The 17,869-nt window shown below is 51.9% G+C and carries 16 protein-coding genes and 1 tRNA gene; 7 read left to right on the top strand and 10 right to left on the bottom strand.

What is annotated here, in order from left to right; all coding sequences use genetic code 11:
• Nucleotides 1–46 precede the first annotated feature (46 nt).
• Complete coding sequence (locus B7988_RS00935) at nucleotides 47–709, bottom strand: DNA alkylation repair protein (protein WP_073058164.1); 663 nt, start codon at nucleotides 707–709, stop codon at nucleotides 47–49.
• 148 nt (nucleotides 710–857) lie between these two features.
• Between B7988_RS00935 and B7988_RS00930 the strand changes: the two genes are divergently transcribed.
• Nucleotides 858–1,520 carry a hypothetical protein gene (locus tag B7988_RS00930; RefSeq protein ID WP_073318390.1) on the top strand — a complete coding sequence of 221 codons (663 nt, stop codon included), beginning with the start codon at nucleotides 858–860 and terminating at the stop codon, nucleotides 1,518–1,520.
• 339 nt (nucleotides 1,521–1,859) lie between these two features.
• Here B7988_RS00930 and B7988_RS00925 read toward each other — a convergent pair.
• Nucleotides 1,860–1,932 (bottom strand) — tRNA-Cys (locus B7988_RS00925).
• Between the two features lie 82 nt (nucleotides 1,933–2,014).
• On the opposite strand from B7988_RS00925, the gene B7988_RS00920 reads away from it, so the two are divergent.
• Complete coding sequence (locus tag B7988_RS00920) at nucleotides 2,015–2,527, top strand: DUF374 domain-containing protein (RefSeq protein WP_249268785.1); 513 nt, start codon at nucleotides 2,015–2,017, stop codon at nucleotides 2,525–2,527.
• Between the two features lie 54 nt (nucleotides 2,528–2,581).
• Nucleotides 2,582–3,220 carry a 3'-5' exonuclease gene (locus B7988_RS00915; protein WP_249268784.1) on the top strand — a complete coding sequence of 213 codons (639 nt, stop codon included), beginning with the start codon at nucleotides 2,582–2,584 and terminating at the stop codon, nucleotides 3,218–3,220.
• A gap of 117 nt (nucleotides 3,221–3,337) precedes the next feature.
• Here B7988_RS00915 and rplI read toward each other — a convergent pair whose 3' ends face one another.
• The 5 genes from rplI to B7988_RS00890 all read right to left on the bottom strand — a co-directional run bounded on the left by rplI (nucleotide 3,338) and on the right by B7988_RS00890 (nucleotide 6,595).
• Nucleotides 3,338–3,787 carry a 50S ribosomal protein L9 gene (rplI, locus tag B7988_RS00910; RefSeq protein WP_072801475.1) on the bottom strand — a complete coding sequence of 150 codons (450 nt, stop codon included), beginning with the start codon at nucleotides 3,785–3,787 and terminating at the stop codon, nucleotides 3,338–3,340.
• Between the two features lie 14 nt (nucleotides 3,788–3,801).
• Entirely contained in the window at nucleotides 3,802–4,053 is a 252-nt protein-coding gene (gene rpsR, locus B7988_RS00905; RefSeq protein ID WP_072801474.1) for a 30S ribosomal protein S18, read from the bottom strand.
• The gene (gene rpsF, locus B7988_RS00900) at nucleotides 4,053–4,424 is read right to left on the bottom strand and encodes a 30S ribosomal protein S6 (RefSeq protein WP_073058172.1); all 372 of its coding nucleotides are present in this window, start codon (nucleotides 4,422–4,424) and stop codon (nucleotides 4,053–4,055) included. The genes rpsR and rpsF overlap by 1 nt, the downstream gene beginning before the upstream one ends.
• A gap of 126 nt (nucleotides 4,425–4,550) precedes the next feature.
• The gene (locus B7988_RS00895) at nucleotides 4,551–5,384 is read right to left on the bottom strand and encodes a hypothetical protein (RefSeq protein ID WP_141225513.1); all 834 of its coding nucleotides are present in this window, start codon (nucleotides 5,382–5,384) and stop codon (nucleotides 4,551–4,553) included.
• 269 nt (nucleotides 5,385–5,653) lie between these two features.
• Entirely contained in the window at nucleotides 5,654–6,595 is a 942-nt protein-coding gene (locus B7988_RS00890) for an aldolase catalytic domain-containing protein (RefSeq protein ID WP_073058176.1), read from the bottom strand.
• 391 nt (nucleotides 6,596–6,986) lie between these two features.
• Here B7988_RS00890 and B7988_RS00885 point away from each other — a divergent pair, with 391 nt between their 5' ends.
• Nucleotides 6,987–8,618: an FISUMP domain-containing protein gene (locus B7988_RS00885; RefSeq protein WP_088656495.1), complete on the top strand. Its 1,632-nt coding sequence runs from the start codon at nucleotides 6,987–6,989 to the stop codon at nucleotides 8,616–8,618.
• Nucleotides 8,619–8,991: 373 nt separating this feature from the next.
• Here the strand turns inward: B7988_RS00885 and B7988_RS00880 are convergent, their stop codons facing one another.
• Nucleotides 8,992–9,228 (bottom strand): hypothetical protein, encoded by a 237-nt coding sequence (locus tag B7988_RS00880; RefSeq protein WP_088656494.1) that lies wholly within the window; start codon nucleotides 9,226–9,228, stop codon nucleotides 8,992–8,994.
• 662 nt (nucleotides 9,229–9,890) lie between these two features.
• On the opposite strand from B7988_RS00880, the gene B7988_RS00875 reads away from it, so the two are divergent.
• On the top strand, nucleotides 9,891–12,014 hold the full coding sequence (locus B7988_RS00875) for a glycoside hydrolase family 9 protein (protein WP_088656493.1): 2,124 nt from the start codon (nucleotides 9,891–9,893) through the stop codon (nucleotides 12,012–12,014).
• A 19-nt stretch (nucleotides 12,015–12,033) separates the two neighbouring features.
• Here B7988_RS00875 and B7988_RS00870 read toward each other — a convergent pair whose 3' ends face one another.
• Complete coding sequence (locus B7988_RS00870; RefSeq protein WP_073318412.1) at nucleotides 12,034–12,906, bottom strand: GRP family sugar transporter; 873 nt, start codon at nucleotides 12,904–12,906, stop codon at nucleotides 12,034–12,036.
• A complete protein-coding gene (mnmE, locus tag B7988_RS00865; RefSeq protein ID WP_249268783.1) occupies nucleotides 12,896–14,248 on the bottom strand; it encodes a tRNA uridine-5-carboxymethylaminomethyl(34) synthesis GTPase MnmE in 1,353 nt (450 codons plus the stop codon). The genes B7988_RS00870 and mnmE overlap by 11 nt, the downstream gene beginning before the upstream one ends.
• 96 nt (nucleotides 14,249–14,344) lie before the next feature.
• Between mnmE and B7988_RS00860 the strand changes: the two genes are divergently transcribed.
• Nucleotides 14,345–15,370 (top strand): aldose 1-epimerase, encoded by a 1,026-nt coding sequence (locus B7988_RS00860; RefSeq protein WP_088656492.1) that lies wholly within the window; start codon nucleotides 14,345–14,347, stop codon nucleotides 15,368–15,370.
• A gap of 159 nt (nucleotides 15,371–15,529) precedes the next feature.
• The gene (locus B7988_RS00855; RefSeq protein WP_088656491.1) at nucleotides 15,530–17,836 is read left to right on the top strand and encodes a glycosyl hydrolase; all 2,307 of its coding nucleotides are present in this window, start codon (nucleotides 15,530–15,532) and stop codon (nucleotides 17,834–17,836) included.
• Nucleotides 17,837–17,869 lie beyond the last annotated feature (33 nt).

Raw genomic sequence — 17,869 nt, 5'->3', positions numbered from 1 at the left:
CGCAGTTCTTGCGAAAAAGGCGCTAAAATGTTTGATTTTTTTTCGTTTAAATCAGGCGGAGGATTTCCTGGGCGGTCTGTTCGGCAAAGGTATTGTCCTGCACGAAACGACGCACCTCGGTCGGGTTGATTCGGGCATATTCCGAAAGGGCACGACCGATACCGTTACGGATGTAGTAATCATCATCCTTGGCGCAAGTCAGGCAGAACTGCCTGAGCAGCGGCCAGTCGGTACGATCCTTGTACTGAATCTGGAAAATGATCGCGCTACGGCGCACCCACACGTTCGGGTCGCGAATCCAGGAAGCGATCTTGGAGCGCAGCGCCGGCAAGCGGAGCGCCAAGTCACCCAGGACGCAAGCGGCGAGCGTATCGACGGTATCGCGCCAGGCACGGGTCTTGATTAACTTTTTAAGGAAGGCAAGGTGCTGTCCACCGAGCAGAACTCTGTGGCGGAACAGGTAGTCACAAGCCGCATACTGGATTTCACGATACGGCTGTGCCCACATGTCCTCGACCCTAGCCACCAATTCGTCACCATCTTTCGGAGGATACTTGTCGAATATGGGGTAGGTCACCTCACGGCGGGGAACAAGACGAATTCCAAGGAAATCGAACTGTTCTCGGGCCTTCTTAGACATTTCATGTGCTTCTTCTTCATTAGAGATAGCACGGAGAGCAAGTAATATTTCTTGAGTAAACCGAAGCATGTATAACAAAAATAGTCCAAAAAAAATTTTTTTTCTAGGTCTTGACAAGCATTTTTTTCAATTTTTTTTAAATTTGGGTCGCATTTTTTACAATAAAATGACTTTTTCCACTCTTGACAAGGCCCGAAAGGGCTAAAAATCGGGCTTTATGGATCAGAATTTGTCTAACATCGCGCTCCAAATCATCGAAGTTCCGCCGGAACTCCGCGGACTCACCGACGAAGAAATCATCCAGAATTCCGAAAAAATCAAGAAAGATTTTAACGGGAAACGCAAGAACGGGGCCGCCAGACCCTCCAAGAAAGACCGCCTCGCCCAAAAGCAGCAAAAGGAATACCGAGAAGCCCAGAGTATTGCGAACGAGATTTTCGGTTCCATACCCAAGCAGGGCGACCTGTACTTCAAGTCCAAGGCAGCCCTCCCGGGAATCCCCCCGCTCAGCGAACTTTCGGCCGAAAAGCAGAAGATGTTAAGTTCCGCCTTCACGCAAGAAAGCCCGAGCTTTTCGAGCTACAAGCTGAAAGAAGCGACTTTGAGCAGCGCCTCCAAGTCCATGATTTCGGAACCTCCGAAGCCCGCCTCGGGCCGCGTTCTCAAGGCGTCGTTCGGCTTTAAAGGCGGCGACAAGCCCAAGGCCGTGATTGTATCGGCCGCAGACCTCGCCAAGCAAAAAGCCGAAGAACGCGCCAAGAAGATTCAGGATTTCTTTAAGGCCAAGCACCCGGAAGCAACCGTGATGCCCGACGGAACTCCCGTAAAGCGCGGCCGCGGAAGACCTAGAAAAGTCCGTTCGGCTCTGTCGCATAAATAAAATTGTGATATCGACTCGCTCTCGCAAAAGCGTGCAAAACGAGAGTCGCGAAATTATGCTTGCATAATTTCATGACCGAGTGAAGCCGCGGACGCCGTAGGCGTCAACCACGCCTCGTTAATACGTGGTGTTTGTTGCTCACGGAAGAATCTAGTTGTGTAGAAGATAGTAGGAAGTAGGAAGTAGGAAGTAGGAAGTAGACTGTAGACTGTAGACTGTAGACTGTAGGCGGTAGGCTGGTGGTTTGGTATAAAATCAGACGGACTTTGTCCGTCTTTTTTTGATATTCCCTTGCAAGCCAAAAAAAAACTCCTTCCCGGGGTGAGAAGGAGTTTTGAGAGGCAACGATCAGACTCGAACTGATGAATAAGGCTTTTGCAGAGCCGCCCCTTACCAACTTGGGTACGTCGCCAAAGTGAAACGCAATATAGGTAAATTTATTCCCTTTTTCAAGGGCAAACCGGGCTTTTTTTGCATTTTTTTATCTTTTAGGCATGACTAAACCGCCGTTCAAGGTCAGGTTCAAGGCTTTTCTTGTTACCCTCTGGATTAAAAGCCTGCGCGTAAGGCTAAAAACGCCCGAATCGTTTGCACCGGGAATCCTTGGGGTATGGCATCAAGATCTACTCGCGAGTGCCGCCGCCTTTAAAAACTGGGGTGTGCACACGCTCGTTTCGGAATCAAGCGACGGCGACCTTTTCGCAAGCATCGTCCAAAATCTCGGCTACAGTGTCACACGCGGCTCTAGCACCCACGGCGCCACCAACGTGCGCCACTTGCTTATACCGCTCCGCGAAGGCCACTTTGTAGGCATGGCGCTAGACGGCCCTCGCGGACCGGCAGGCGTAGTCAAAAAAGGCTCGCTCTGGCTTTCCAAATCAAGCCACACTCCCCTATGGCAAATCAGCGCCAAGTACGGCGCGCACATCACGCTAAAAACATGGGATAAATTTGTCTTGCCCCTGCCGCTGACACGTATTGACATCGAAATTAAATTATCTTTGTGACTGCAAATATACCAAGGTGATAACTTATTAACTAAGGAATGAATCGTGATTTTAATGCCCCCGAAATTTGTCGCCTTCGACCTTGAAACTACAGGTCTTAACAACCAGAAAGATGAAATCATCGAAATCGGTGCCGTCAAGTTCACCGTCGAAACCAAGAACGGCAAAGTCGGGCCCAAGCTGCTCGGCGAGCTCGAAACCTTCGTGAAGCCGAACATGATGATTCCGGCCGAAGCCTCTGCCGTGAACCACATTTACGACAGCGACGTGCAAGACGCCCCCGCCGTGGGTGACGCCATCAAGAAGTTCACCGAATTCTGCGGCCAGAGTTCCATTCTGCTCGCCCACAACGCAAACTTCGACGCAAGCTTTTTGCGCGTGGCCTATAAGAACAATCCGCAGCTCGTGCCCGGCAACCCCGTCATCGACTCCCTCGCTATTTCCAAGGCAATCCTCCCCGAAGCAAGTTCCCACAAGCTCGGTATTTTGGCAAACATGTTCCAGCGCCGCGACGAAATCAGCATGAAGATCGAATCCGACAAAATGCACCGCGCCGTTTACGACTGCCTGATGCTCATGGAAGTGTTCGTGGCCCTGCTCCGCCGCCGCTTTAAGGAAAAGGACTGGGAAATGGCCTGCATCATGAAGAACATGGAAAAGTACAAGGGCATTCCGCAGTTCATCAACAAGTAAACCATTTTTCAAATCGAACTTTATGTGCGGACATTCATTTGTCCGCATTTTTTGTTACAAAAAAAGGACCGCCCCCGAAGGAGCGGTCCGAAAGATTTCTAGTGATTTAGAAAAGACTTATGCCTTTTCCGCAACCACCCAAACCTTGACCTGAGCTTCAACGTCGCTGAAGACCTTGATCGTCACGGTGTAAACACCGAGCTGCTTGATCGGTTCTTCGAGAGCAACCTGAGCACGGGTAACCTTAACGCCCTGCTTGGTGATGGCGTCAGCGATGTCAGAAGCGGTCACAGAACCGTACAGACGTTCGCCTTCCACAACGCGGCGTTCGAGGTTAACAGAAATCTGAGAAAGCTTAGCAGCCACATCGCCAGCGGCAGCGAGTTCCTTCTGGAACTGAGCTTCGACAGCAGCGCGGTTGTTTTCGATTTCGAGCTTGGCTTCCTTGGTAGCGCGAACAGCGAGCTTGCGCGGGAAGAGGTAGTTACGGGCATAGCCGTCCTTAACCTTCACGACGTCAAGCATCTTGCCCAAGTGGGGAACGTTGGCCTTAAGAATAATTTCCATAGTCTAGTTCCTCCTTAGCGCAGACTGTCCGAAACGAACGGGAGAATAGCCATCTGACGGGCACGCTTGATAGCTTCGTTCAGCATACGCTGATACTTGGCGGAGGTGCCAGAAATGCGGCGAGGAATGATCTTACCACGTTCAGAGATAAAGCGACGAAGAGTCTTTTCGTCCTTATAGTCAATGAACTTGATGTTGTTTTCCGTGAACCAGCAAGTCTTCTTGCGGCGGATACGGGTTGCCTGCTTCTTATCTTCAAAAGCCATTATTCAGCCTCCCCTTCTTCTGCGTCAACCGGGATGATATCTTCGGTGGACTGGGTCTGAGTTTGGTCATAAACAATTTCGCTCATCGGATAATCAGCGAGAGTCATCCAGCGGAGAACGTTTTCGTTCAGCTTAAGAGCGGCTTCCACAGAGGCGACCGTAGCGGCTTCGGCCTTGTAGTAGAAGATCACGTAAAAGCCATGCTGGCGCTTCTTGATGGAGTATGCGAGCTTGCGCTTGCCCCAATCGTCGCGGCGGAGGATTTCGCCGTTGCCTTTGGTGATGTTGGCGGCGATAGTCTCGATTTCGGCCTTGATAGCGTCGTCAGAGATCATAGCGTCGATGATCACCATCGTTTCGTATTGTCTCATATAATGAGTCCCTTTGGTCTATCGCCCGGGAAACCGACATTGGCCCCGGGAGGGTTCCGATAAAAATCGGTGCACCAAATATAGAAAATCGGGATTTAGGTGTCAAACCTCGGAGGCAGGTCTACCCTACGCCCCGAACTGAATTCCCAGGAAAAAGGTGTTCGACCACCCGTCAATATCCTTGTTGAAGGCCTTTTGAGCCCCCACTTCGAACGAAATCCAGGTCGAACGGAGCGTCCGCTTGGCCCAGGGCCACACTTCGCGCAGGTTAAAGGCAACCCCCGGAACCACGTTCAGCAGGAATTCCTTGGTAAAGTTGTATTCCACATGAACTTCGCCGGTCAGGCCGAACAAATCCGACAGGTCATACCCGCCGCCCAGCGCAAGCCCGATAGAAAAACCGTCCAGCGTAAAAAGTTTTTGGCAGTCGTCATTTTTGACTTCTACGGAATCCGCATCGGCTTTGTCGTCTTCAGCATCGTCATCCCACCAGTAATGTTGCCGCTGTTCCGAGTCAGTCTTCTTTCCGCGCACCTGCTTTCTAAACGCCGAGATACTCGTATTTTCAAAACCCAGAAGCGGCGAAGCATACAAGTCGAACTCTTCGGACGCCATGTGGAACCTGACATTCAGGCGGTACCGCTGGTAAACGATCATCGCGTCGCGGTCGAGGTCGCCCCCGAAAAAGAGCGCACTGACTCCCCCGCTTATCCAATCTTTATAAAAGTATTCGAGTTGCGCCTGCCAGGCGCCCATGCAGTCGCATTCGTCCAGCGGGTCGTACACGCCAAAGCCAAGCCCGAACGAAAGTCCCTGTTCCATGTAGGCGGTCTGCCCCGGCAAGGGAACCGTGCTGATTTCGGACAACTTATTCTCTGATTCAAGCGAGTCTACGCCGTCTGCCGCAAACGAGACAGACAACCCAAATACAAGTACAATCAGCAAGAATAAGTAGCGCACAGGTATAAGCTAGTAAAAAAAAAAAAAGGGGGAAGAATCCCCCTCGTTGCAATCGCAGCCCTGCTGCGTTTTCCACTACCCCTTCTCCTAGGGCTCCGCCCTAAAACCCGGATAGTTTATCGCCGCATTTGACTCATGATTAGTCGTGGCCCTTGATTTTTCAAATCAAGGGTGCGAGCGGTCTTTAATCGTTGGTCTCGCTACGCGAGCCCATGACTCGTCGGCTCGGTCATAGAAACAAGCTAGCTTGTTCCTGCGACGCTCGCCTCCTAGTCATTCATCATATGATTATAGAACTTGGTGTAGTTGTCGCGGTCTTCGGTCTTGCGGACGGCGATGGCGTCTTGCGGGTGGCGGTTCAGCATGCCCGTAATCATCTGCGGAATGATGTAGCCCCATTCGTACTTTTCCTTGAGCGGCAAGAACAGTTCCTGGTAGGCGTCAAGCACCGGGCGAAGGTCGTACTTCGGGTTCTTGAGGAATCCGAGCAGGAGTTCGGTGGTGCAGTTGCCGGCGCCGCGGCCCATGCCCGACACGGAACCGTCGAGGTAGTCCACATGGTCAATGATTGCCTGAATCGTGTTGGAGAAAGCCAGCTGCTGGTTGTTGTGGCCATGGAAGCCGAACTTCTTGCCCTTCACAATACCGCGGTAGCGGGTAATTTCCTTATCGATGTCTTCCTGGTAGAAGGCGCCGAAGCTGTCCACCAAGTAAAGCACGTCGGCCTTGCATTCTTCGTTCACCTGGTGCAGGGCTTCGTCGAGTTCCGGGCCACGGTCACGGCTCACAGCCATGATGTTCAGGGTGGTTTCGTACCCCATGTCGTGGAAGGCGTTCACCATCTCGATACCCTTGTCGATGTTTTTCACATAGCTTGCCACGCGGAACATCTGGTACGGGCTTTCGCTCGCGGGCTTCACGGCGTCCATGTTCACGCGGCCCACGTCAGCCATCACAGCCATCTTGATCTTGGAATCGATACCGTCTTTCACCTTCCAGAGCAGGTCATCGTCGCAGAACTTCCACGGACCGTATTCCTTGGGGTCAAAAAGTTCCGGAGAGTTCTTGTAACCCATTTCCATATAGTCCACACCGGCGGCAGACAGGAGGGTGTAAAGGCGACGCACAAATTCAAGGGAGAAGTCGTGCTTGTTCACCAGGCCGCCATCGCGGATGGTGCAGTCCAAAACTTTGATGCTTTCGTAGTACATAGTGGTTATGAGGTCGCTTCGCTTTGAGGTTTGAGCGTCGCCACGAGCGGCTAGTGGTTAAGGTTAATTGTTTCGCAGGCAAAGATAGGTTCTGTAAATGCGCCGGTCAAGAGCAGCAAAGCAAATCGTTCAAAAAAGTTTATTTTTAACGCATATTTTGCGTTATTTTTAACAAAAAGTTTGTAATTCCGTCAAAATCAAGGGGTTAGAAATCTTCAAAAATCGAAAAAACAGACCTCCAGAAACGAAAAACGCCCGACATTTGAATAAGAATCTTCATAACCAAGCAGGCGAAGGCTGCTCGCGCAATTTTCATTTTACGCATATCTTGCGTATATAAAATCAAAGAAAATCCAAGCCATTCCCGCAATTTAAAGTTATTTTATACACTATGAAAAAGAAAATTTTTTGGGGATTAGTTTCATTCTTTCTGTGCGCCTGCGGAAACGATTCCGGCAGTAACGCCAACTCACCCGAAAACGAACCACTGGTTTCAGAGATTTCATCATCCGAAATCTCATATTCCAGCGAAAGCAACGCAACTCCAGACAAGGAATCGTCATCGTCCAACAAAAGCGTCTTGTCGTCGAGCTCCGCAGCCGAGACACAATCTAGCGACACCGCTTCGGACGCTCCGCTGTCAAGCGGCACAGTTACAGGCACACAGTCTTCTTCAAGCGCCACCGCGTCAACCACATCATCTTCAAGCGCCGCGCAATCAGGTTCCGGCCCAGCAGGCGGAATCAGTTTTCCGCAAGAAAGAGGCTGTAGGCCCACCGCCCCCGTAGAAAGCGAAACCTTCGGCGTGGTCGACGCCTTTATCCAGAAACGAGTCGAGACCCTCGTACAGCAAGGTTTAAGCAACGACTCCGCGAGAGACCTCGCCATCGAAGAACTCCAGCGCGAACTCGGCCTAGACACCCTATTCCAGGAGAACCCCTACATCGCGGAATATCAACTGGAATACACGCTATTCTTCCTTTACGGAAACAAAAGTGAGAATACGCTGAATCAAGATTTGGTCGACGACTTTGCCGACGGCACGCTAGAAGCGGACAACTACTGCATCAACCAAGTCCCATACGCCGCCTTGGACGGTTACCCAATGTTGTTTATGCCCTTGGGTTGCTTCATCAGCACGCCCGAAATCAACAACCCATTGGCCATCATGCGCAACATCTGGCGAAAGTGCAACGGCATGCCCTACTGCAACGCAAGCGTCGGCGACACCATGATCACCTTGGGCAAAGACCATTTTGTATGCGAGGAAGGTTCGTGGGTCACGCTCGAAATGCTCGGCAAAGAAAAGAACGGCGTGATTTGCACCAACAACGGAGACCGAGTCGTCGTCAGGGGAAACGACAACAACGACATGACCTACATCTGCCTCGACAGTTTCTGGCGCGCCATATCGAACACGGCATCGTTACCCGCAGAATATTTCTTGAACCCGGACTTTGAATACGGCACCTTCGAAGACCCTCGCGACGGGCATGTGTACAAGACAACCGTGTACGAAGGCAAAACCTGGCTTGCGCAAGACATCGACTACTACGACAGAGACGATCCTCTTTTCGTGAACCAGAGCAAATGCGCCAAGGTCGCAGAACACAAAAAGCACGACCCCAGCGAAAACGCCTATTGCGACGGAGCCAGCCGATTCTACACCGTCAACGTGATCAAGAAAGTTTGCCCCACCGGCTGGCGCTTACCCACCAAAGAAGACTGGAACCACATCACAGAAATGTCTTACTCCGAAGCGGATAAATACTACCCCAAGCTGTACGCGATAGGAACCCACATTGCCGGTAACACCAGAGTCGTAACAGACGAATTCGGCCTGTCGCTCAGAAAAAACGGCGGCGTAGACCCCTACGGCATGGACATGACTCTATCTGGCTACAACCTGTTCTGGGTCGAAGAAGGCGAATACGCAATGAACAGCGACTTCTTCGCTTATTACGAAAAAGTCGACCCCCGCGAAAACGGCGAATACGTCCCCGTCAGATGCATTAAGGAATAACGGGAAAGCTTCATGTCGGCGACTTCACGCCGGGCACCTTTGGCAAGATTTATCATTTTGCCGACGTCGGCAAAATGATCCCCGACAATTAACCCATTGGCCTCGCAAGCTATTTTAGCCCTTTCAATTGATTCCTGAAAGCGCCGCCATTGAGCATATTCCAAAGCCGTCTGCAACACCCTCGCATACCAGAACTCGGCTCCGTTTTCATCAATGTGTTTGATATTCTCGAACGTCTGCTGAGATGGCAAAGCCAAATAAAACAAAAGCGCATCATTCCTTTCTATGGAATGACGCGTCGGGCATGAATGCACCTAATATTCAAAAAGCTGGCAAGGGGCGTAATGAAATTTTAGATAGCCAAACAAAAAATTTATTTCCTTCGTTTGGATTTTTTCGCGCGGGCATCATCTATAGCGTTGCGCAAAACACTTTCCAAATATTCGTTCGTCGTTTTGCCTGCGTCGGCCGACATTTTCCGCACAGATTCCTGCAAGTCATATGGGACCAGGACGGTCATATTTTTCATCGGTGTCACAAACAAATCGCCACCGACAGCTTCCGCCATCTTCAGCAGTTGCTTGTAAGAAGGATTCGTCTTCTCTTTCAAGCGAACCCATGAAATCCAGGACTTGATCTTTTTTCATCGCATGACTCCTTGTTTAACAAGTTCTTTATATTGTTTCATTTTCGCACACAACAGAATGAGCGTATTCAACTCGTTCAGGGCCATGCAGAAATAAATTCTGAAAACACCACCACGAGCCTGCTTAGGGTATAATATCATCTTCGGAAAGCGGTAGCTAGAAGCTTCAAAAAATCAGATGCAGTCGTTATTGCACTAACAAAAAACGCTTCTACGCAACTAGAAAAAGGAGATGCCGGGTCAAGCCCGGCAAGACAATTAGAAGCAACTTTTTACATATCCAGATTTTGCGTTAGCAAAATCGATAAATGCGTAAGGCGAGTGAAGCAGGATTGCTTGCAAGCCTATTTTCGAGCCAAGCATTTAGTACATAGTACAATCCGTGTGGCTCATTGGGGTCTTAGGGGCGTTAGCCCCTAGGCGAGAGGGTAGGCAAAGACTACAGGCTTTGCCGAGGGGGAAGCCCCCCCCCCCATCACAAAAACAGCTTGTCCGCAAGCCATTGGTACAGTCACGTAAAAATATCTTTTCGCACAAGGTGTTCCTAGGGGGTGTTGTTTTGACTGAAAACACACTTTTACGCCGGGTTGTTGATATTCGGGGGGCAATAAATTATATTCAAGCCTATGAAAACAGTTTGCAGACTTCTCCCCTTTGCGATTGCGGCTTCCGCATTCGCGGACAACACGTTTTTCCTTAACGAGGCGGGCTACGACTTGGGCATGCCATTTTCGGCCGTAGTACAAAGTACCGAAGAACTCGAAGGAACCAAGTGGAGCCTTTACTTTAATCGCGACAACATGCCCCAAACTCAAGGTTTACCCGCGCAAGTTTTAGCAGAGGGCGTATTTGGCAAAGGCGAAAATCCCGACAATTGGTCTAAAAGCGGGAAATACTATCGCATCGAAATTCCCTACAGTTTTATGTACGCAGGAACGTACTATATCGGCGATGTCACAGGCAGCCCCTCCACATCAGCGGAATTCTCTGTAGGCGGAAACCAGCTTGCCAAGAGCACCCTCGGCATGGTGCTGGACTACTTCTACAACGACCGCGCCGACAAGGCTCCCATTACCGAATGGGACCAGAAGGTTTCCGTTTACGGGAGTTCGGGCGTTACGCGCGATGTTCGCGGCGGCTGGTACGATGCTAGCGGCGACGTGAGCAAGTACCTGAGTCATCTATCTTACGCCAACTATTTGAATCCGCAACAGATTCCCCTAACGGTGTGGGCTCTCGCTTTTACAGCGGAGCGCATTCCGGAGCTACTTGCGTCTACAAGCACCAAGGCAAAAACCGCAGACGAAGCCGCCTACGGCGCAGACTTCTTGGTACGCATGCTTGACGAACAGGGATTCTTCTACATGACTGTGTTCGACAACTGGGGCATGGGAAGTCGCTACCTTTGTGCCTTTAGCGGTTCCGACGGCGTCAAGAGCAATAATTACCAGACGGCATTCCGCGAAGGCGGCGGCATGGCGATCGCAGGCCTTGCCCGCGTGGCAAAACTTGGAGTCAAAGGCGATTACACCAGCGAACAGTACCTCGCTGCAGCCGAGAAAGCTTATGCACACCTCTCTGAAAAGCAAAGCATCGGTAGCAATTGCGCCTACTGCGACGACGGCAAGGAAAACATCATTGATGACTACACCGCACTCCTTGCGGCAACGGAATTGTTCCTCGCTACGGGAAAAGCCTCCTACATGGACGATATGGAAAGCCGCGCTGGACACCTCGCCGCCCGCATTAGCGAAGACGGATATTTCTGGAGCGACGACGCGAAGACTCGTCCGTTCTGGCACGCAAGCGACGCAGGACTCCCGCTGATTGCCTTGATGCGATTCCTGGAAGCGGAAATGCAAATCGCACGCGAACCTTGCCCCCCTGAATTTGACTGTTCCGCCACCAACGGTGAAATCATCTACAAGACAGCACTATCTGCCGTTCGCAAGCACTTGAGCTGGCTCATCTCCATTACAAACAAGGTCGAAAACCCGTTCGGTTACGCCCGTCAGACTTACAAAACTGGCGGAAACATCAAGGATGGTTTCTTTATCCCGCACGACAACGAAAGCAAGTACTGGTGGCAAGGCGAAGACGCCCGTATCGCAAGCCTTGCAGCAGCGGCATCGCTTGTCGCAAGTGATTTAAGCCTCCTCGACACTAACATCAACAAGTACGCAACCGACCAGCTCGACTGGATTTTGGGCAAGAACCCCTACGGCACCTGCATGATGTACGGCATCGGTAAAAAGAACCCCGCCAAGTACGACGGCACCTCCGACTATGACGCAACCCTCAAGGGAGGCATCGCAAACGGCATTACCGGCAAGAGTACGGACGGTTCGGGAATCGCATGGGATGACGATGGCGTTGCCTACGTAGGCTTTGATCCCAAAGAACCGTGGAACAACTGGCGTTGGGTGGAACAGTGGCTACCGCATAGCACCTGGTACCTAATGGCACTTGCCACCCGTTACGATGAAAACCCGATTAAGCTATACAACCCTGATGCAATCAAGCCTAAGACCATCGCAAGCGCAAAGTTCTCGGTGCTGACTCAGGGTCGCACGCTTACGATAAACGCCCGCGGTGCCGCAAAGGTGCACGTCTTGGGAATCAATGGCGCAGAAATTGCGACCGCAAAGCTTACCGCCGGACACGCAACGCTGAACCTCGACAACGTGCAGAGCGGAATCTACATGGTCAAGGTTGACGGCTTTGGAGCAAAGAAGATTGTGATAAAATAAAAGAGGGCAAACGCCCCGGCTAGCCCTTCGACAGGGTCAGCAAAACAGCGCCCGCTAAAATGATGAAGGTCGCCAAAAGCAACTTGATTCGTTCGCGGGCCGTTTTGTATTCACCGAAAACGAACACGCCCCAGCCGAGGTTCACCAGCAAGTTCAGCTGCGTGAGCGGATAACCGATGGCATAACCGAGCGCGCCGTTCACATCGATAGCCCAGAAGCAGCCGTGCATGCCGATCGTCCAGAGCACACCCATCAAAACGGTAACAACGCTCGGCACAAGCTTGTATTCGAACATCTTTTTACGGCGGATTTCAAGCACGGCAATCAGCGCCTGGCTGCCGACAAAAATGCCGATGGTAAACGGGCAAAGGAATTCAACATCGGTCATCGAGAGACCCGACTGAACTGCAAGCTTATAGGGAATCAAGTATGTACCGAAGGCAAAACCGCCCAAAAGCGAACGCCAGTTCTTGAATACGGAACCACCATGCGACGGCGACAAGCGCGAAAGCCCGATCAAAAAGCATGCAATCGCCGGAATCGAGAGGAAGAACTTGGACTGTTCACCGAACAGGAGCACGCCCGAAAGGAACGAAGCCAGAATGCTCACCCCCATGGAGCGCACGCCGGCACCCGCGAGGTCGGCTTCGGCCTGCACTGCCCAAAAGCAGAAGGCTCCGCCCACGACCCACAAGAGACCGCAAAACACGCCCACCGGGTGCACGTTGAACGTGCCCGTATAGAACGCCACGACAAGCGCACTCAAAAGCGCGCCCAAGGTCATCATCGAAAGGTATGCCCAGCTTGAATAATTCGGCCATTTTTTAAGGGGCACCATGTAGGAGCCAAACATGAAAATGGCAAGCAAAGCTCCGATATAACTACTTTCCAATGCAGAACCCCGCGAAAATAGATTGTAAAATGTCTTCGGACGAAATTTCGCCTGTTATACTTTGTAATGCACGACGCACCAGTTGCATTTCAAAGGCGAGCAGTTCCACCGCCGGATTTCTATGCAGCAAATCGAGCACTCGGTTCACGCCGGCGTAAGCGTCTTCGAGACAAGCCTTTTCGCGTTCGCTTGTAATCCAGAGGTCTTCTTCGTTTTCACGTTTTTTGAACAAGGCGGAATTCATGACGCTCTTGAGTTCGGCAAGGCCCGCACCTGTCTTGGATGAAATACGGAGTCCCGTTTCGGGAAGGGTTCCGCGCACATCGCACTTGGAGTGGACTATAAAATCTGGCTGGACAACCGGCTCGGTCGAATCCGTACCGTCGAGGACTAAAATCTTGAGGTCGGCTTCTTCCAAAATCTCGCGGGACTTTTTCATGCTGAGCGCATCGAGTTCGTCGGTGGCATGCTCTGCAATGCCTGCGGTATCGACCAGACGGATTTCACCGCCTTCCAAGAAGAGTCGGACTTCGACAAAGTCGCGCGTGGTGCCCGGCACATTGCTCACGAGCACGCGGTCTTCGCCGAGGAGTGCATTCACCAGGCTCGACTTGCCCGCATTCGGGGCGCCATAGAGAACTGCCAGCGGCAAGCGGCTCAGGTTCGCCTTTCCGCGGAAGCTGTTCAAAATCTGCTGGATCGATTCTCGGATAGAGACAAAGCGCGTCTCCCAGCCTGCAAAATCGGGGTCGGCTTCTTCTTCGGCAAAGTCCACATCGAGTTCAAGGCGGGCCGAGATGTCTTTCACCTGTGCCGTGAGCGTCGCAATCTTTTTCGATAGTGCGCCGCCCAGCAAGCGGTGGGCGTTCTCCAGTTCCGCGCGGTTTGCGCTGTGAATCACGTCGGCCACCGATTCGGCCTGGGTCAAGTCCATCTTGCCGTTCAAGAAGGCGCGGCGCGTGTATTCGCCCGGTTCGGCCAGGCGCACGCCTTCGATGCGGCGAATCGCCTGCAGCAAGTCGCGCACGATCAGCGGGTTTCCGTGCGGGTAAAGTTCCAGCACGTCTTCGCCGGTGTAAGAATTGGGCGATTCAAAATAAATGAACAAGAGGCTATCGAGCACCTTGCCCGATTCCGGGTCGCGGGCCGTGCCGAGATTTGCCATGCGGGGCTTTAACCCCTTGGCAGCCTTTGTTCCAAACAGACGTTCCACCACCATACGAACCTGCGAGCCACTCACTCGGAGGGCCGCTACGGCACTCACGCCCGTAGGCGTCATCGGGGCAACAATCGTCTGGGAATCCATGGCGGCAAAGATAGCAAAAGCACCCGAGGCCTTCATTTATGTACGAAAATTGACACATTGTATTTTAATATTTTCTTATTTGATTATTGCAACAAGGCATTTTCCCCTTATTTATTGTACATTTATTAACCTATGAGCCAATTCAAACTAATTTTCCGCCCCTTGGGCACCATCCCCTGTTTTGTGCTTCAACGCGACGACGGAGCCGAATTTGAAATTCTGAACGGTTTTGGCTGCGGACTCAACGGTTGGCGAGTCCCCGTAGAAAATCAGCAAAACTCCCACAGCTCGACTTCGCTCGATTTGCTCTACGGCTACAAGGACGAACCTACCCTTAGAAAAATTTCTCCTGACACAAATGCCGGTTGCAGGCTCACGCCCTTCCCCGGCCGCACTGCCTACGCCAAATTCACCTGGCAGGGCAAGACTTACGAACTTGTGAACAACGTAAGCTGGGCTCCGCATGCCCTGCACGGATTCTTGCAGAACAAGGAATGGGAATTCGAATCTTTTGAAAGCGAAGCAGACAGTTGCACCGCCGTATTCACTTGTGACTGGCCGGGTGCATTTGCAGGTTTCCCGTTCCCCTTCCGTGCCACAAACGCCATCACCTTTACTGGCGAAAGCGTTTCGATTACCTCGACCGTCAAAAACGTCGGCAACACCGATATGCCCTATTCCGAAGGCTGGCACCCGTACTTTACTTTGGGCGAAAAGATTGACAACTTGACCATGAAATTGCCCAGCTGCTCGCTTGCCCTGTTGGACAAGGCGGACATTCCGACCGGCGAATTCAAGGAAGACTCCCGTTTCGAAAGCGGCCGCAAGATTAACGACGAATTTATTAACGACTGTTTCTGCCTTGAAAAAGATGTCACGGAATTGCAGGCCAACGGTTCTGACTTTATCAACAACGCTCACGTATCGCTCGAAAGCGACAACTATTCGCTTGATATTTGGCAGAAGGCCGGTGTCGAGCAATATAACGCAATCCAGATCTACACTCCGCCTGACCGCATGAGCATCGCTATCGAGCCCATGACTGCAGAGCCCGATGCATTGAACCACCACCGCGGCCTCATCGTAATTCCGCCTGGTGAAGAACGCACGTTTACATTCGGGTTCCGATTCCACGAAAAAATGGGCATCGAGTTATAAAAACGCAAGTTTTTTGTAAACTGTAATCTACGAAATCCGCCAAAATGGCGGATTTTTTTGTTGAGAATCACCCAACGATTTATTCAACACAATTCAAAATATTCTTTGATTTGCGTTTTTTAAAACCTATTTTCCAAGACGACAATATAGGAGTCTGTTATGGAATTTACTAAAACCCTTCTCGCATTCGGCCTTGCCGCTGCAGCATCTGCAAGTGCGGCGCAGTACGAAGCCGAAGACGGAACACTCACCAAAGACGCAGCTGTCGCCTCCAATACCGAAGCATCGGGCGGCAAGTACGTCAAGATGAACGGCGGCGACATCACGTTCCCCGCTGTTACCGTCGAGAAAGCCGGCCAATACAGCGTAGTGGTCCACTACATGAACAACTACGGTGGCGACAAGATCAACTATGTCGGTGTCGGCAGTACAACCTCTCAGGTTTCCTTCCCGGTTACAGACAAAGGCAAGTTTGTCGATGTCGAAACCGTCCTTACACTTGCAGCAGGCGCAAACACAATCGCCATTACCAATAGCTGGGGCTGGATCGATGTAGACTACATCGAAGTCAAGGAATTCGAAGCCAAGGCATTCACCCTTTGCAACGCTCCCGTTACCAAGAACGCCACCCCGTCTGCAATCAAGCTTTACAACTTCTTGGTCAACAACTTTGGCAAGAAGACGATTTCTGGCGTGATGACCGGTAACATGGACGCCTACACCATTGGCGATGCCACCCAGCACGAAGACGTGCAAGCAGTTTACAAGGCCGGCGGCAAATACCCGGCACTCATCGGTGCAGACCTCATGAACGCAACCGGCGCCAACAAGGACGAAGGCTGGTTCCAGCAGTACACCGAAAAGGCTATCGATATCGCAAAAACCACCTGGAAGAAGGGCGGCATTCCGGCCTTCACGTGGCACTGGCGCCCAGGTGACGAAGTTGAATTTTACGTGAAGGGTGCTCATGACACCTACACCGAATTCGACTTCTCCGAAGCATTCATCAAGGGTTCCACCACTTGGGATACGACTTCTGCCGCCTACAAGGCAATTGTCGGAGATATCGACCACGTTTCCCAGATTTTCTTGGACCTCCAGAAAGAAGGCGTTGCCGCCATCTTCCGCCCGTTGCATGAATCCGGCGGAAACTGGTTCTGGTGGAGCATCAATACGGGCAAGCAGTTTATCGCCCTCTACCAGTTACTCTACGAACGCATGGTGTTCAAGAACGGCGTGAACAACTTGATTTGGGACTTTAACCCGCAAGACGCCTCCAAGCTTTCCTGGACTCCGGGCGAAACCTACTACGACGTGCTTAGCGTCGACATTTACAACAAGGCAAACGATCACCAGAGCAACAGCGCTGCATTCATCGACTTTGCCAACAAGGGCGGCACCAACAAGATTATCGCCCTCAGCGAAAACGGCCCGATTCCCGATGTCGACAACATGTACGCAGAAAACGCCCCCTGGAGCTGGTGGATGCCGTGGTACGAATCCTGGTCTGCAGGCTTCGTAAGCCAAACCGCCGAAAGCGTATGGCAGAAGAACCTCGCCGACGAACGAATCATCACGCTCGATGAAATGCCGGGTTGGGACAACTATAATGAAGCCGCCTCTGCAACAAAGGCATGCCCGACTTCGACTGAAAACGCCAAGTACGGTGCCGGCGAAGCAACTCCCGAAGACTACAAGAACCTGATGATGGCCGTGACCTACACTGCCTTGAACGACAGCGGTGCAAACATCGAACTCAAAAAGGTTCCGAACCTCACTGGAGCAACGACCGTTTCGTTGAAGATTACAAATAACGGTTCCGGCGGTGCAGACAATGGCATCTGGGTTGGTCTCGCCTTTGTCCGCAATGGCATGAAGGACGACGCCTGGACATGGGAAATGTCTACCTCCACCGGCTGCTGGATCAACGACGGAGCCTCTGCTACTTGCGAATTCGACATCACCAAGTACGAAGATGACGACAAGGTAGAACATCCGATCGATCTCGACAACCTCTTCTCTGTAACGCTCATGGTTGCAGCAGTAGGCTTCGAAGGAACCGTGATTTTCGACGAACTCGTCGCCGACAACGGCAAGGTGATTTCCGCATTCGACAAGAAGACCGAACTCTTCACCGCCGCCGACCAGAGCAAGGGTCATATCGCAAAAATCGAACTCGTCGACGAAACGGGCGCACCTGCCGCCATCAAGCCGGTGGTCGCCAAGGCAAGCGCCTCCGCCAAGCTCGGCGTCTCGGGCAAGACCGTCTCGCTCACTACCGCCAAGGCTGGCATGGTTGCCGTCGAAGTGTTCGGTATGAACGGCAAGCGCGTGGCAACGCTCTACAAGGGCAACCTCGCCGCAGGCACCAGCGCATTCAGCCTCGCCGACATGCCCAAGGGCCGCTACATCGTGCGCGTCAAGGGCGCAGGCATTGCCGCTACCCAGCCGGTATTAATCAAGTAAGTTTCTCTTCATGACTCCTAGAATCCCCGTGGT

Source organism: Fibrobacter sp. UWB1 (assembly GCF_002210325.1).
Lineage (GTDB): Bacteria > Fibrobacterota > Fibrobacteria > Fibrobacterales > Fibrobacteraceae > Fibrobacter.
Note: the sequence above shows the minus strand (reverse complement) of the source record. Positions and strands in the feature narration are given on the sequence as shown.

What these genes read in the sequence shown, in the direction of transcription:
- mnmE (WP_249268783.1), bottom strand. Translation starts at nt 14,248, where the DNA reads ATGAAGGCCTCGGGTGCTTTTGCTATCTTTGCCGCCATGGATTCCCAG.
- B7988_RS00875 (WP_088656493.1), top strand. Translation starts at nt 9,891, where the DNA reads ATGAAAACAGTTTGCAGACTTCTCCCCTTTGCGATTGCGGCTTCCGCA.
- rplI (WP_072801475.1), bottom strand. Translation starts at nt 3,787, where the DNA reads ATGGAAATTATTCTTAAGGCCAACGTTCCCCACTTGGGCAAGATGCTT.
- rpsF (WP_073058172.1), bottom strand. Translation starts at nt 4,424, where the DNA reads ATGAGACAATACGAAACGATGGTGATCATCGACGCTATGATCTCTGAC.
- B7988_RS00930 (WP_073318390.1), top strand. Translation starts at nt 858, where the DNA reads ATGGATCAGAATTTGTCTAACATCGCGCTCCAAATCATCGAAGTTCCG.
- B7988_RS00890 (WP_073058176.1), bottom strand. Translation starts at nt 6,595, where the DNA reads ATGTACTACGAAAGCATCAAAGTTTTGGACTGCACCATCCGCGATGGC.
- B7988_RS00860 (WP_088656492.1), top strand. Translation starts at nt 14,345, where the DNA reads ATGAGCCAATTCAAACTAATTTTCCGCCCCTTGGGCACCATCCCCTGT.
- B7988_RS00915 (WP_249268784.1), top strand. Translation starts at nt 2,582, where the DNA reads ATGCCCCCGAAATTTGTCGCCTTCGACCTTGAAACTACAGGTCTTAAC.
- rpsR (WP_072801474.1), bottom strand. Translation starts at nt 4,053, where the DNA reads ATGGCTTTTGAAGATAAGAAGCAGGCAACCCGTATCCGCCGCAAGAAG.
- B7988_RS00935 (WP_073058164.1), bottom strand. Translation starts at nt 709, where the DNA reads ATGCTTCGGTTTACTCAAGAAATATTACTTGCTCTCCGTGCTATCTCT.
- B7988_RS00885 (WP_088656495.1), top strand. Translation starts at nt 6,987, where the DNA reads ATGAAAAAGAAAATTTTTTGGGGATTAGTTTCATTCTTTCTGTGCGCC.
- B7988_RS00855 (WP_088656491.1), top strand. Translation starts at nt 15,530, where the DNA reads ATGGAATTTACTAAAACCCTTCTCGCATTCGGCCTTGCCGCTGCAGCA.
- B7988_RS00920 (WP_249268785.1), top strand. Translation starts at nt 2,015, where the DNA reads ATGACTAAACCGCCGTTCAAGGTCAGGTTCAAGGCTTTTCTTGTTACC.